The organism is Rhizobium sp. CC1099 (assembly GCF_029714385.1).
Classification (GTDB): domain Bacteria; phylum Pseudomonadota; class Alphaproteobacteria; order Rhizobiales; family Rhizobiaceae; genus Rhizobium.
In genome coordinates, this window is record NZ_CP121641.1 from 2814342 (window position 1) to 2829900 (window position 15559).

A 15559-nucleotide genomic window follows, 5' to 3' on the forward strand; every position below is an offset into this window, starting at 1 on the left:
CGCCGGGCCTGCGAAGAGAATCGGCAGGTTTAACATGCTTACTCCCTCCAGTGATCCGCGACCCAGCGTGTCGGGAGGATAAAATGCCGAAGATGCGCGAAGAACGAGTCCCGCTTCAGCCGCTTTCTCTTGTTGAAAACTGCCATGAGATGTCCAAACGGAGTGTCGGCGCCCCGTTCGTGGTACTTTCCTCTTATCGCCTGCTCTGGGCGAAGGCCACGAGGGAAAATGACTACTTTTGCGCTCTGGGGGAGCCGCGGTGCAAGGAAGTAATTGAGCGGCCATGCACGGCGGCAATCTTGACGAAAGTGCAGCACCCACTCGCGCGGGAAAAACTTCGGACCATCCGGAGCGTTCCTGGTTACGAAACGCTGCTCGAACCGGTATTGATCCGCAATCACCTGTGGTGCCGCCTTAAACTTTTCTTGCAGTGGTGCGAGCTTGCCCACCGGAAATCGAAATAGCGATGTCTGTCCGAGCTTTTCAAATGGCGTGGTCTGATTGCGCGCCATGACAACGTCGTCGGCGCTGCCAACCTCAAAAAACGGATCGAGTGACGCAACAATCACAAGGTCCAAATCGAGGAACAAAACTGGGCCGCTGAGTGACCCTAAAGTTTCGCCCCAAAGCCGCGCCTTATTCCAAATCCCGGGAGATTTCTCTGGCATCTTCGCGACGTCTAATGGTGGTAGGTCCTCGCAAAGAACCTCAGGCCGAATGCCATCTCGCTTATCGGTGAAACATGTGAAGGTAAACGGCGGAGTTATGTTTCTCGCAACCATGGCATAAAGGCGATTGATATAGGGGGGGCCGAACTTCGTACCCCAATTTATGCAGATCACCTGTTTCGTCGTGCCTGCCGCAGGTAGCATCTCGCTCACAGCCATTTACTCCGCCATTCCTATCTAAAATCTCAATGCTGCTAGCGCTTTTTGAGATTCATCGCGCGATGAGAGGTAACCTTTTGCCTTATTGGCGAGCACTCGGCAACTTCTAAGGTGCAGGGTGTCGTTGAACCATTAGACATAGCCAGTGCGGCGAGTCGCAGGCTACGCGATTGGCCGTCACATCAGTCTTGACTTCGACTGTCAGTGAGTGTTCCCACGGTGAGAGCCTCCTTGATGAAATAGGCTGAAGGATGCGAACCAGTGCGGATCAGGGGACGTCTATTTTCATCGGATGTTTGCGGATCAACGACTCGACGTAGGCGCCCGGCTCGTTAACATTTCGCGCCAGCAACCTCGAAGCGATGCTTTCGGCAGCAGCCTCCGCTCCTGTTCGCGAATAGAAGTTGCCGCGAACCTGCACGGAAGCGGCGAGCAATCGGATGAACGCGTCAAGAAGCTTGCGTGATGGCGGTTGTGGATCTTGCCAGAAACGATCGATGGACTTTGGATCCGTCAGCCCTTCGATATCATAAATCGTAACTCCGAGCGTCTTAACAGGCTTTCCAGCCTGCAATGCGGAAAGCGCAGCTGTCGAATTGACGGTGACCATGCCCCGGCTTGCAGCGATCAGCGCCGAGAGGTCACCGCCGTCGATAACCTGCACGCGGCCGGACAGGCCGAGCGACAGGGCGGTGGCGATCACATAGTCGTCCCAGTCGATAAGCCCGTTGTCGAGCGGATGGACTTTGACGAGCAGCTTCGCTTCTTGCGGTGCGTGCTCGGCAAATGAGCGCAGGATAAAACGGATCGCATCCCTCTGGCTGTGGAACGGCGAATGGGCGCGCAACTGATAGTCGGTCTCAATCTGCAGGGGATAGACAAAGAACGCTGCGTTATCGGAAGACAGCCGGCCAACTTTGAAATTCGCCTCTCGAGCCCTCTTTCGGCCAGTTGCGAGCCTCCTCACCCAGCCGGCATATTCGGCGAGCGGATGAAACAGCCCGTGCCGCCGGTAATGAGGATAAAAGAGCGAGAAGAACACGGTCGGCAGATAGTAAAGCAGATCGGCAATCGCTTCCGAGAGGAAAGTATGACTGTAGCGCCTGTTCCAATCCGGTTCCGGCAGGCCTTCCGCAGCCGCAAGTATATGAGCCGGATCAACGGGAAAGCGCGAATTGGACGAAAGGCCTTCGCGCTCGATCGTCACCCAATCAGGCCTCAAATGCCCCATCTCGATGGTGTAGATCGAAACGCCCATTGCGCGGGCTTCGGCGATGGCAGCATGGTGGTAGGGTCTTTCCTCTCCGTGGACGATAAGGTCGGTGATCTTGCGGTCCGCGATGAGATGACGGACATAACCCGGCCAGGCGGCGAAGGGCCCGCGATAGTTCAAGGCACCTCGCCTGCGCCAGAATAGCCAGTCTCCGCTATTAAGGTTGACGCGGAGGCACGCGCAATCGGCTGCCTCAAGGTGGTCCGCGATCCGACGATAGAGGATGGACGATGGCCCCTGGAGAAACAGGAAGGCGCGTTTCGCCATCTCCTCTGAGCGGACCGGCACGATCATTCCGCGGGCAACTCTTTGCTGAGACCGGCATAGCGCAGCAGCGTTCCGAGCAGGTTCCACGGCGCTTCTTCCCGGGGCGGGACCGGACGCTGCGAATGCGCCCGAGCGCGACCAAGCGGCACAATCATATAATCGGTACGAGGATCCGGAAACGGATCAGCGAAAGCCTTCAAGAGCGGCGCGTGATCTCCGTAAAAGAGCAACCAGACTGGCCGGTCCAGTGTGTCGAGATGATGTGCCAAATTTCCAAGCGCATGATCGGCGCGTCGAAGCAGCTCGGAATAGATCTCCACAGGATTCGTGAGATCCCCGACACGACCAGGCTCCCAGGGGCCATGGTTAGCCATCGAGGCGACGAACAGGAAATTCTTGATGCCCGGATCCTTTTCGATCTCGCGGATCACGTTTTTCGTCAGCGCCTGATCGCTGACATAAGGGCCGTCGCGCTCCGGATTATGATCGAATTCATCGAGCATCATCATGTGATCGAAGCCAAGCTGCGGCATCGCCTTGTGGCGCAGGAAGAAGGTGCGGTCGTAGGGATGAATGAACTGCGTCTTCCAGCCGGCCTGCTTCAGTTTGTTCGGCCAAACGACATCCGCATATTGGCTTGCGCTCAGATAGGGATAGCTCGCATCGATATGCACGTCGTCCGGTTGAAGGCCGCTTAAGACTGCAAATTCGGTGCGAAGCGTATAACCGCCCTCAAAAACGCTCGTCATACGACCCCATTGCGCCGCCCGCTTCCGCAGCCGATCAAGGTTGGGAAGCTTAAGGTCTTTGACCTCGAAATGACGAAGATCGATGAAGGATTCCGACTGCCAGATGACAATGAGCGGCGGCTCCTCATCGCCGTCCGGATCCCAAAGATCATGCAGCGCAGATTTCAGCATTTCGGACAGCTCGTGCACGATCTTCTCGCGGCGGCGGCCGAGCCATATGATGAAATGAAGAACGACAGATGTGAACGTGCCGAAGCGGACCGTATTCTTCTTGATATCGATCGGTCCAACCAGCTGCTGAGTGGCCCGCGAAACCGGCCCGTTCACAGGGCCGTAGAAAAGCGCCAGCCACGGGCCGAAGGCAACGGCAAGTCCGACCAGCACCCAGAACACCCGTGCGCTGTCAGGCAAGATATGCGGCTCGAAATAGAAATAGAGCCCGGTCACGCCGAAGACGTAAAGGAACGAGAATATCCAGAAGAAGACGTTTAGCGAGGTCGCGTAGAAGATCTCCTTGTATTTGAAGACATCGACGACGAGCGCGATGTCGGAGAAAATCAGCGGCTCACGGATGAACTTGAACTTCGCGCGCGAAATCCCGGTGAAAATCACAAAGAAGCTCATCGTCGCCTGCATGGCGTAGATCGGCCGCCACGTCACCGAAAAGAAACCCGCAAAGACCAGAGCGATAACCGGAAGGCGCGCCGCAAGATCGAGCGCATAGCGTGCGGGTGTTCGCTCGATCTTGTTCTGACGATAGACGGCAGACGGCATCGCAAACCAGTCCGTTGCGTAGACGAAGATGCACGTCAGGACGAAGCAGGAGGCGACCAATAGAAGGGGGACATCATGTAAGCGCAACGGAACCATCGATTTTCTATTACCGGCAACAAATGCCAAATCCGATTAAAGCTTGGGCGTGTCAATGCCCGATGATATCCCCGACTTCAAATGCACAGTCGATGACCTTGCGTGCGTTTCCCTTGCGCCACGCTTCAACCGATATCGGTACCAGAGCGAAAGCAGCGGCTTGATGAACGGCCCCAGATAGGCAAGCGCCATGAGGGACGGCGTGAAGTGAATCTTCGAGCGGTTGCGGTCGATACCGGCGATAATGCGCTGTGCAATTGCTTCCGCCGTCCAGGGCTTCACCTTGCCCATGAGAACCTCGGCCTGCCATGGCCGCATCGTGATTTCGCGCTGATACTGCGGTGTCAGCGTGTCCGGCGGAAAGCAGATAGAGACGCGAATTCCCGTTCCGACGGCTTCCGCCTGTACGGCTTCCGCAAAGCCCTTGAGGGCCGATTTAGAGGCGCAGTAGGCCGCATAACCGTGAAGGCCAATCAATGCGGCACCCGACGAGACCACCATGATGGTGCCCTGCCCCCTCGCCTTCATGCTGTGATAAACGGCACGGGCGGCATTTGCGGTGCCCATGAGATTTGTGGTTATTTGCTGGTCGAAGGCCGCGGCTGAAAGAGCATCGAAGGCGGCCGGCTCGACAATGCCGGCAGAGGCGATCAGCACATCGCAGGGGCCGTTTGCCGTTTCACAGGCTTTGACCGCAAATGCCAGGTCCTCATGCTTGGAAACGTCAGCCGAAACGGCAAAAGAGCTTCCGCCCTTCGATACAGCCTGGACGTCTCGAACCGCCTGATCGAGGCGTGCCGCATCGCGTGCGATCAGCGAAACACGCTCGCCTCTGGCGGCGTAAGCCTTTGCGACTGCTAATCCGATACCGCTTGAACCGCCGGTTACGATGACATGCATTGCATCGTCCTGCCTTAAGGCTTGCCCGCCACCTGGTTCATCGGCAGGAGCTTCATGACCTTTTCGAAGTCGATCGAACCTAGGCCGAAATTGCGGTCCTGTAAATCTTTCAGCCGCTTTGCCGTCACAGTGACGGCATGGCTAATCTGCTCATCCGTGTGATTACAGGTGATGAAGAAACGCAGCCGCGCCATGCCCTCGGGAACTGCCGGATGGATGATCGGCAGCGCGTTTACGCCCTCTTCGAGAAGATCGTTGGAAAGCTGCACGGCGCGAACGGAATCCCCAACGATCACCGGAACAACGGAATAACCGGTCGCAAGGCCGGTATCGAGACCGGCTTCCTTCGCAAGCTTGAGGAAGAGCGCACCGTTGCGCCGCAGCCGGGTAGTACGCTCCGGCTCTTTCGTCAATATTTCCAGCCCGGTCAATGCTGCAGCCGCCAGTACCGGCGCCAGGCCGACGCTATAGACGAAGCCGCCGGCCTCCGCCTTCAAGACGTCTGCCAGGGCCTGGCTTCCGGCTATATAGCCGCCGCAGCTCGATGTGGTCTTGGAAAGCGTTCCCATCCAGATGTCGACGTCATGTGGATCGATGCCGTAATGTTCGAAGCTGCCGCGACCGGTTTCTCCAAGGACGCCGAGAGCGTGCGCCTCATCGACCATCAGCCAGAAGCCGTAACGCGACCTCAGCTCGACCAGTGCCGGCAGGTCGGCGATATCGCCATCCATCGAGTAGACGCCTTCGACGATCACCAGGATACGCCGGAAGTCGGAGGACAGCGACTTCAGAACGGATTCGAGGTTCTCGACATCATTGTGCTTGAAGAGACGGCGCGTCGCGCCTGACTGCTTGATCCCGGCAAGCGCGCTGTTATGAATGAACTCGTCATGGATCACGAGATCCTGCGCGCCCATCAGACAGCTGATCGCAGCAACATTGGTCAGGTAGCCGCTGACGAAGCAGACCGCAGCGTCGACGCCGTAGACCTTGGCAAGCGCATGTTCAAGTTCGACATGCACGGGCCGCTCTCCGGCAACCAGCCGGCTTGCCGATGCAGAAATGCCAAAGCGATCTATCGCCTCTTTTGCCCGCTGGTTGACGAGCGGGTCGGTATTGGTTGCGAGGTAGTCATAGGAGGCAAAGTTTGCGAATTCCCGGCCGGACATGACAGTCGTTGCACCTGCCGCCTTGTCATGAGACCGGTAGAAGGGGTTGCCGATGCCAGCCATCTGCGCCCCGATCTTCTGGGTCATCACCCGCTGGTATTCCGGCAGTTCGTCGAATCGTGTCACCTGGCGAACCGGCGGCTGAGGGTGGCGGTTCATCCGGGCTGCCCGGTTTCTGCCGGACGACTCGTTGGCGTGCCGCATCTGATCGAGCAGTCCCGTTTTCCGGTCCTGCGCCTTGCCGTCTGGATTATCCGTCATTTCACATTGCCGCTTTCTGAACCGTGCCAGAATGACTCTGGATCAGCTGGCTGACAACCTGCTCGGCTTCGCCTGCTCCCTCGTTTCCACCGCTACGGCTGGCCACGCGCTCCCGGAGACGAGCCACAACATCGCCGATGGTCGTGCCATCACTGATACCGCTCAGCGGTATGTCGAAACCGGTCTTCTGTTGGAAGCTCATGCCGAGTTCCATCGCCATCAGGCTGTCGAGCCCGATATCCTTCAGCACTTTTTCCGGTGTGATCCCATCTTCGGTGATACGCAGGATCGCTGCGATTTCGGCAGCGACCAGCTTATGGATAAGGGCCTGCGCTTCATCTGCAGACTTGCCGGCTATCATCGCCTCGAGATCGATGGTTTCGTTGTCATTGGTCGCCTGGCTGCTTCCTGCCTGGCGCATGATCGTCTCGAAGAGCGACTTTCCGGCAATTGGAAGAAGCCGCGCCGCGCTCCAGTCGACCTCGGCGATCATGACGGTCGCACCCTCGATGCGGCCCTGATCGGCAAGCATGTAGCGCTCGACCTGCTCCAGCGCATCGCCCGCTTTCAATGCCGACTTGCCGATGCGCTTCGAAAGCACCTCGTTCACCTCGGCGTTACGCGCCAGGTAGCCCTTGTCTGCAATCGCGCCGAAGCCGACCGCCAGACCGGCAAGTCCGGCTGCGCGGCGTTGGCGCGCCAGACCTTCGAGGTAGCCGTTGGCTGCGACGTAGTTCGCCTGGCCCGGATTGCCGAGCATCGTCGTCGCGGACGAGAACAGCAGGAAGAGATCGAGGTCGTCATCTGCCGTCAGCCGGTGGAGGATTTCCGCACCCTTGACCTTGACGTCGACGACGGGCCGGTTGCGTTCTGCCGTGAGGTTCGAAAGCAGGGCATCGTCAAGCACCATGGCTGCATGGACGATGCCCTTCAGCGGCGCCTTGGTGCGCAATTCGCCAAGCAGGGCGGCGACCGCCCTCTCCTCGGTGATGTCGCAAGCATGCACGCTTGCCGTGACACCCTTCTTTGTCCATTCGGTGATCGCCTTGCGAGTCTCGTCGTCGGCAACGCCCTTCCGCGAACAAAGCGCGATCTTCCGGGCGCCCTTCGAAACCAGCCAGTTTGCGGTCGCAAGGCCGAAGCCGCCGATACCGCCTGCCACGAGGAAGGTGCCATCGGAATCGAAACGAAGCGCCTTGCCGGGTGCCGGAAGGACCTTGTCCTTGCCGATGATCGGGGGACGGACGACGATCTTGCCGATGTGGCCAGCATTCTGCATCAGTCGGAACGCGCTGCGGATCTCGTCGTAGCCGAAAGCGCGATAGGGGATCGGCACCAGCTTTCCGGCGGAGAACAACTCTCCGATTTCGGTGAATATCCGCTTCGTGAGTTCCGGCACATTGACGAGCAGTTGGTCGGCATCGATGCCGAAATAGCTGATATTGCGGCGGAAAGGCCGGAGCCCGATCTTGCGGTCGGAATAATAGTCGCGCTTTCCAAGTTCAAGGAAGCGCCCGAACGGCTTCACGAGTTCCAGGCTACGTTCCATGGCTTCGGAGAAGAGCGAATTGAGAACGAGATCGACACCGGCACCATCGGTAATCCGGCGGATATCGGTCACGAAGTCCAGGGAGCGCGAATCGAAGACATGATCGGCGCCGAGCGTTTCCAGGAAGCGACGCTTCTCAAGCGTTCCCGCCGTGGCAATGACCGTGGCACCCTTCAGCTTTGCGATCTGCAGGGCAGCCAGGCCGACACCGCCTGCGGCACCATGGATCAGGATCGTCTCGCCGGGCTGAATGCGGCCGAGCTCGACCATGGCGTAATAGACCGTGAGGAACGCGACCGGCACGGTTGCTGCGGCGACCGTATCCATCCGTTCGGGTAGCCTGGTGACACCGTCTCGGCGAACCCTCACATGCGTCGAGAAGGCGGCTGGGCCGATGCCCATCACCTTGTCGCCGGGCCTCAGATCACTGACGCCCATGCCCGTTTCGACAACGCGTCCGGCAAACTCCATGCCGATCGTGGCGCCAGCAAAGCCGTCCTCCAGTGCTTCTTCGGGGAGTAGGCCCATAGCCCACATGACATCGCGGAAGTTGAGACCCGTTGCCTCGACGGCAACGACGATCTCGCCGTCGGCAGCAGACGGTACGTCACAAGCTTCCCAGGCAACACTGTCGAGTCGTCCGGCCGAATGCTGGCGGATCGTGGCAGCGGCATAGTCGCCGGTCATCCGGGCAGATGACGCTGAAGGCCCGGTAACAGCGCGCAGTTCACGGACCTCGCCGGTTGCCTCGTCGAGCATCCATTCGCGGTTTGCCCCAGGTGATGCGAAGATCGAGTTCACGATGCCGGAAACTCGCCGATCGCTGGGTTCCGCATCGAGCATGTGGACGTCCAGGAATTCATATTCGTTCTGCAGGACGCGGGCAAAGGCCCAAAGCCCGGAGTTTGCGCCGTCGGTCCCATCACCGGAAAGCGGCGAGCCGCCGGGCGCGATGAGAAGAAGCTGCGGACGGCTGTTTGCGGCAGCCTCGCCGGACTGCATGTAGGCGGCAAGCGCTTCTGCGAAAGACGCAAATGTAACGAGCCGATCCTGTGACAGCTTCGATGGGTCTTCCTTCGATGCGCGCTCGGCATAATAGACCGCACGCACCGGCTGGCCCGCGAATTTGGAGAAGGCTTCAGCATAAGCCGACTTCGGCTCGTCCGCCGCAACGGATATTGTTGCCAGCCCCCCGAAGTCCGAGGCGTGGCTTGAGCCTTCGCCGATCACAAATAGCGGGCCATTACCGGCCTCGGCGGCCAGTGGTTCTTCGCTTACCACCTTCGGCTGCGCGATCAGCGAAACGAGCCTGCCTTCCGGATACTCGGCTTCGTCGACCTTTGAGTCCGCAAATCCGAGCGAATGTGCAAGATCCTCAATCTGCCGGGCGGTTCCGAGCTTTCCGATCGGAAATTCCGGAGACTGGCTGCCTGCAAACCAGCCGTCCGACAGGCCGAATACGAAGTCGTTGAAAGCGGAAGGCGCACGATCGGCAAGGACGAGCGTCGCACCGTGAGCAGTTGCCCTGCGCACGACAGCCTGGAGCGCCTCGTCGCTGGAAAGATACTGCTGGCTCTGATCGCCGGCAGCGACAACCAGATCGGCCGCGGCCTGATCGCCGAGCTTATCGGGGTCTGCGACAATGACATGCGCACTGTCTTCGAAGGCGAGTTCCAGCGTACGCCGGATATTTTCACGCGGGTCGGCAATGACCAGCAAAGCGCCGTGTTCGGCTGCTGCCAGGGCAAGCTTGCGGCTGAAGGCGGTCGAGATAGACCCAACTTCTAGAATCCGACGGATGCCGCCTTTCTTCGCTTTCAGCACACCATCGACCATGCCGCTTACGACAGAAAGGCGGTGCAAGCTCAAGGGCGAATGGACGAGAACATGCTCCAGCGTCGCTTCGCTGACCGACTTCGAAGAAGCAATGTCGTTGCCCTGCTTGAGGGCCGCGATTTTCTCGAGAGCGTCGCGATGCGCATCGTTGATGAGGACGGCTTCCGCGATGCGGCCGGCATCTTCACCATAGAGTTCCCGCAGAACCTCCTGGACCGGCGGCAGCGTGAATTCAGTCGCAACGGTCCATTTTGCATCATCGGAAGAGGCAATGCCCGCATCTTCAAGGCTGAAGAGGCAGCTGGTGAGGAAGGATCTGAATGCGGCATCGCCGGGAAGGCTGCCAATCGTAATCGAGCCATCCTTTGCCGCGAGCGCAAGCGCGACCTCGTGGCATGCGCGATAGACGGCGGCGTCGAGCAGAAGGGTTGCGTTATTCAGCGCAACGTCCGGGGCGCCAGCAATGACCGGAAGCGCATGAATGTCGGGTGTCGCGGCAAAAAGCGCGGACGGGACACTCTCATAGTGAAAGGCGACGGAATCCAGCGTGTGGTGACGCCTCAGATACGTCCGGCGGAAGCGGCAATCGTCGAATGCCGCAACCTGCGTGCCGGCATCGTCGAACATCCGGAAACGCACCTTGATCGAATTCTGGCTGAACCGATCGATCCCGATCGTCGCCCTGACGACCGGGCGTTCAGAACGCCTGACGCGAACGGAGCCGAAGCGCACAGGGATATAGGGCGCGCCTGCCTGATCGCCGGATAGCTGATCGAAAAGCGCCACCAGACCGTGAAACGCTGCATCGACCGACATCGGATTCAGATTGTAGCTCAGGTAAGGGTGTGCAGGTTTTTGTGCCGTCTTGAGATCGACCTCTATCAGACCGTGCCCGAAAGCGACGGCCTTCGACAACAACCTGAAATGCGGACCATATTGCAGGCCGAAGCGCTCAGCTGTCTCATATGTCTTTTCGGCCGTCAGAACCGATTTGACTTCGCCGGCGACGGGGGCTGCGCGCTCGTCGGCCACAGCATCGATCGTCTTGCGCACCCGGGCTACGGCATGAACGGTCCAGTCGTCATTGCTCAGCCGTTCACGCGAGCGGATTTCGATGTTGCCGGTTTCGGGAGAAAGGACCGTCGAAAGTTCGGCGATACGATCTTGCCGCAATTCCAGCGGCCGGACGATCTCCAGATTTCCGAGTTCGACCTCGTCCGTATCATAATATTGCTGCGCAGCCGTTACGGCGATCTCGATAAAGCCGCTGCCAGGCATGATCGCCTTTGAATCCACGACATGCTCTGCAAGGTCTGGCAGCAGGTTGGCGTCGACATGGTTCTTCCAGCTCGATGCGTTCGGATCGGTTCGCCAGCCGAGCAGCGTATAAGGCACACGCTGATCGCGGCCGAAGATGTCGATCTCGTCGCTCGTCGGCTGCGGACGCAATTCAACTTTCTCGAACGGCAGCGGAGGAAGTTGAATGAAGGCGTTGCGACCGGCGGCGTTGCGTGAGCGAAGCGGCGATACGCCATGAGCCACAGCACGCGCGAAGGACTGCGCGACCGGATCGCGGCCGGTTCCGCTTTCACGCGCAAGCGTCGGGATTACGGCCGCTTGATGCGAAATGTTCTTGGCGATGTCCGTCACATAGTTCGAAAGAATCGGGCGGGGCGAGATTTCGATGAAAAGGTTGCAACCCATTTCCATCGCGGCTTCACAAGCGTCCTTGAACAGCACCGGATCGCGCACGTTGCGCCACCAATAAGCCGTGTCCAGCGTCTGCCCATCAGCATGGCGGCCGGTGACGGTGGAAATGAAGGTGCCGGCGCCGGCATCTGGCTCAAGATCCGGCAGATCGTCGAAGAATGCATCTTTCGCCCGATCGATGATCGGATGATGGAACGGATAATTAATATCGAGCACATGCGCCATGATCTGCGCCTTGCGGGCGGCGTCGCGGAAGGCTTGAACCTCGTCTGATGGGCCGGAAATCGTCACTGAATTCGGCGCGTTGATGGCTGCGATGCAGATATTGTCGAAGCGGTTCGCATTTGCGAAAGCAAGCGCGGCATCCGCGCTCATGACGACCGCTGCCATCTTGCCTTCGCCGGCGAGCAGGTCCTGATGCTGCGAACGCTTGGCGACGATCGCCACAGCTTCCGCGGCCGTCAGCACCTTGGCGGCGTAGGCAGCGGCAATTTCGCCGACTGAGTGACCAAGAACCGCATCGGGTCTCAGGCCCTGCGCCGAAAGACAGTCGATCAACGCCGCCTGCACCGCAAACAGCATCGGCTGAGCGATCTTGGTGTCTGCGAGCCGCTCCGGCAGGTCTTTGGAAAAGAGCAGATCAGTCAGCTTTTCGCCCAGATAATATTCAAAGAGCGCGCTGAAGGACTGGAAGCATTGGCGGAAATGCGCGTTTTCGCGATAGGCATCCACGCCCATGCCCGGCCACTGCGAGCCGTTTCCGGCAAAGACAAATGCAACCCGCACGCCTTGACCAGGAACCTCGCCATGCTCGCCAGCCGTCGGCTCACCTGCCAGATGAGCGCTGATTGCTGCCAGCACTCCGTCGCTGTCTTTCGCTTTGACAGCAAAACGGTGGCGCATTGGCTCACGGTTCGCCACCGCCGAAGCGACAAGCTGGCGCGCCTCTCTGGTCTCGGCCTGCTCCAGACGCTGCTTATAGTCATCAAGCAGGCCCTCAAGTGCCGAGGCGCTATGGGCGCTTGCCATGAAGATGACGCGATCACCCTTTGCTTGCGGCTCAGGCGGTGCGACAGGATCCGGATCGCTGATCACGACATGGGCGTTCGTGCCGCCAAAGCCGAACGAGTTTACGCCTGCAAAGCGCGGGGTTTTCGCAGGCATCAGCTCGATCGGAGAGGTGTTGACGCGAACGTTCAGGTCCTCGAAATCGATGTCTTCGTTTGTCCGCTGGATATGAAGCGTTGCCGGCAGGAAATTGTTTTCAAGCGCAATGACTGCCTTTAGGAGACCGAAGAGGCCGGAGGCTGGTTCAGTATGACCGATATTCGATTTGATGGAGCCGATCGGAACTGGCGCCCGGCGGTTCTTGCCGATGACGCTGCCGATGGCCCAGACTTCAGCGGGGTCGCCGACGCGCGTGCCCGTACCATGGCCTTCTATGAAGGCGATGCGGTTCACATCGATATTGGCGCCTTCGTAAACCGACTTGAGGAGGGCAGCCTGCGCCTCCCGCGACGGCAGGGAAATGCCATTGGTACGGCCAGAAGAATTGACGCCGGTTGCATGAAGACGGGCGTAGCTGCGATCCCTTTCGCGCAGAGCCTTGTCGGTGCGGCGAAGCACCAGCACGACGCCCCCTTCGGCGCGCACATAGCCATGGCCATTCGTGTCATAGGCTCGGCACAGGCCTTCGGGCGACAGCATACGCGCCTGTGCAAAACCTACGAAGGAAAGCGGATGCGCCAAAAGATTGATCCCGCCCACGATTGCCGTATCGATGTCCCCGCGATCAAGCGCACGGACGGCCTGATCGAGCGCCACCAGCGACGACGAACAGGCCGTGTCGATCGTCATGCTTGGGCCGCGCAGCCCGAAGATATGCGAGATACGGTTCGAAACGATTGAAAGCGTGTTGCCCGTCATGAAATAAGGGCTGCCGGTCGCTGGATCCTCGACGGCAAGGTTGCCGTTATCAAGGCTGGATGCACCGACATAGACGCCGACCTGCTCGCCACTCAGGGAAGCTGCAGGAAGATTGGCGTCCTCAAGCGCACGCCAGACAAGGCTAAGCAATATCCGCTGCTGCGGATCCATCTGCATCGCTTCGCGCTGGGAAAGGCCGAAAACAGCCGGATCGAAATGATAGACGTCAGTAAGAACACCGGCGGCGAACGTATAGGTCTTGCCCTGGATGCCTTGATGCGGGTGCCAGTAGCGGGCGAGCTGCCAGCGCTCGGCCGGGATTTCGCTGACGGTGCACTTCCCGTCCTCGAGAATTTGCCGCAGTTCATCCACTGAAGAAGCGCCTGGAGCAACGCTTGCGCGCCCAATAATCTCAATCGTCATGTTTACCCGGTGTCGTTATGGCAGTAGGCGGCAGAGGGTGGCTATCAACGCCAGCTAAAGTTCACATCATAAAAGCTGCGGCTTGTCATCCGAAAAAATCGTATCTGCGGTTGTATTCCCATAACTTTCAATAACAACCGTAACCGATTGTAAACAAAGGAAGGAGCCCCATCATTTCCTGATGGAACCCCTTCCAAAAGCATAGCAACGATGAGCAGCTGGATCTAATTGTTCATGTTGTTGTAAATTCCAGCGCTCTGCGCGGCAATACCGACCGGTTGCCCGACAATTCCCAGGAACATACGAATATCGACGGCAGGATGGCGCGAGATGTAGATAACGTCGCGATTCTTGACCGGGAACGTCTGCCCGACGATCAAGCTATCTGGATGACTCATGTCGAAACGGTAAACGATCGGATAGCGGCCAACGCTATCCGGCGCCAGCCCCTTGTTCAGCAGCTCATGGAACCGCTTGGTGCCAAGCAGGCTCATGACGACATCAGGTTCTTCATAGCGGAACAGGAAATATCCTTTTGCGTCCGTCGCCTGATCATTGCCGCCTCGACCAAGTGCTACCGCCTCAAGCAGATTGAGATCGTTCGCACCGAATGGCACACGTGCGTTCAGATTGGCAGAACCAAGGATTGTAAACGTCCGCGGGTCCTTCGAGACGAAAATCCGGTCTCCAGGCTGGACGTAGATGTCTTCCGATGGGTTTTCGATGATCGACTGCAGAAGAGCCGTTCCGGTTTTCTTGCCGCGGACGAGCGTCACATAGGCTTCATAGGGCTGCGCTTGCGGTCCGCCTGCCTTGGCGAGCACCTCGGTGATCTTCTCGCTGACGAGGCTCAGCGGCACCTGGGACGGCTTGCCAACCTCACCAGAAACCGTCACGTTTCGCGAAGCGGTGCTCACGCTCGTAACAATGACGTCCGGCTCGACGGCTTTGTTTGCCAATGACGCAAGAATTGCCTTGCGCGCTTCCTCGAGCGTCTTGCCTACAAACCTGACCGATCCCGCATAGGGAATTGCCGCCATGCCATCCGGTTGGACCACGATATCGAGGTTCGTCTGCTTTGATTCCGTTGTCGAGAAGAGGCCATCGCTGCCGGCCTCGAATATTGTCACCTTGAGGTGGTCCCCAATACCGATCACCACACGGTCAACACCGCCGCCAATGCCAAAACGGCGATTAAGAGCAGTCGCCACGTAGTTGGAAACGAGAGTGGCAGAGCGGCTGTCGACGTCAACGATGTCGAAAACGGCGGCGTTACGTCGACCGACTTCTGCCGCGGATCGCCCGGCATCCTTGTTAATCGTATCGGCAAGAGGTCCCTGCGCAGGCAACCCCTGGCAGCCTGCCAAGGCAAGGCAGATCAACACAATACTCGATCGAACCAATTGATTTCCCTCGATATCGGCGGGGTCACTCTTCCTAGTTACCGCGGCCGACTTATTTGCAGTAGATTCCAATTGGCACCTGCAAAGCACACTGAGCGTCTCACAACAAGTCAATTGACGGACCGACCTCCAAAAAAATCACAGCTGCGTTATCAACGCCATACCGCAAGCAATGACTTAGCAAGGTCGCACAAGCAGTGCAGGAATTATCTTCAATTTGAGTTAAAGGCGCTTAAACCAGCAAAACCGCCCTTACCTGCGTTCCATCCGAGCCGCTAACCTGCCCTAAAGAACTGAAGCAGGAGACGCTCAGCAGATGCAAATGATAATCGGACC

The 15559-nt window shown here is 58.6% G+C and carries 7 protein-coding genes; all 7 read right to left on the bottom strand.

What is annotated here, in order from left to right; genetic code table 11:
- Positions 1–38: 38 nt before the first annotated feature.
- Complete coding sequence (locus tag QA644_RS14260; RefSeq protein ID WP_283069113.1) at positions 39–887, bottom strand: glycosyl transferase; 849 nt, start codon at positions 885–887, stop codon at positions 39–41.
- Between the two features lie 268 nt (positions 888–1155).
- Positions 1156–2454, bottom strand: a complete 1299-nt coding sequence (locus tag QA644_RS14265) for a capsular biosynthesis protein (protein ID WP_283069115.1) — start codon at positions 2452–2454, stop codon at positions 1156–1158.
- A complete protein-coding gene (locus QA644_RS14270) occupies positions 2451–4046 on the bottom strand; it encodes an LTA synthase family protein (protein ID WP_283069117.1) in 1596 nt (531 codons plus the stop codon). The genes QA644_RS14265 and QA644_RS14270 overlap by 4 nt, the downstream gene beginning before the upstream one ends.
- A gap of 36 nt (positions 4047–4082) precedes the next feature.
- Complete coding sequence (locus QA644_RS14275) at positions 4083–4946, bottom strand: SDR family NAD(P)-dependent oxidoreductase (protein ID WP_283069118.1); 864 nt, start codon at positions 4944–4946, stop codon at positions 4083–4085.
- A 14-nt stretch (positions 4947–4960) separates the two neighbouring features.
- Complete coding sequence (locus tag QA644_RS14280; RefSeq protein ID WP_283069119.1) at positions 4961–6376, bottom strand: aminotransferase class I/II-fold pyridoxal phosphate-dependent enzyme; 1416 nt, start codon at positions 6374–6376, stop codon at positions 4961–4963.
- Between the two features lies 1 nt (position 6377).
- Positions 6378–13820 carry a type I polyketide synthase gene (locus tag QA644_RS14285; RefSeq protein ID WP_283069120.1) on the bottom strand — a complete coding sequence of 2481 codons (7443 nt, stop codon included), beginning with the start codon at positions 13818–13820 and terminating at the stop codon, positions 6378–6380.
- Between the two features lie 224 nt (positions 13821–14044).
- A complete protein-coding gene (locus QA644_RS14290) occupies positions 14045–15223 on the bottom strand; it encodes a polysaccharide biosynthesis/export family protein (protein WP_283069121.1) in 1179 nt (392 codons plus the stop codon).
- Positions 15224–15559 lie beyond the last annotated feature (336 nt).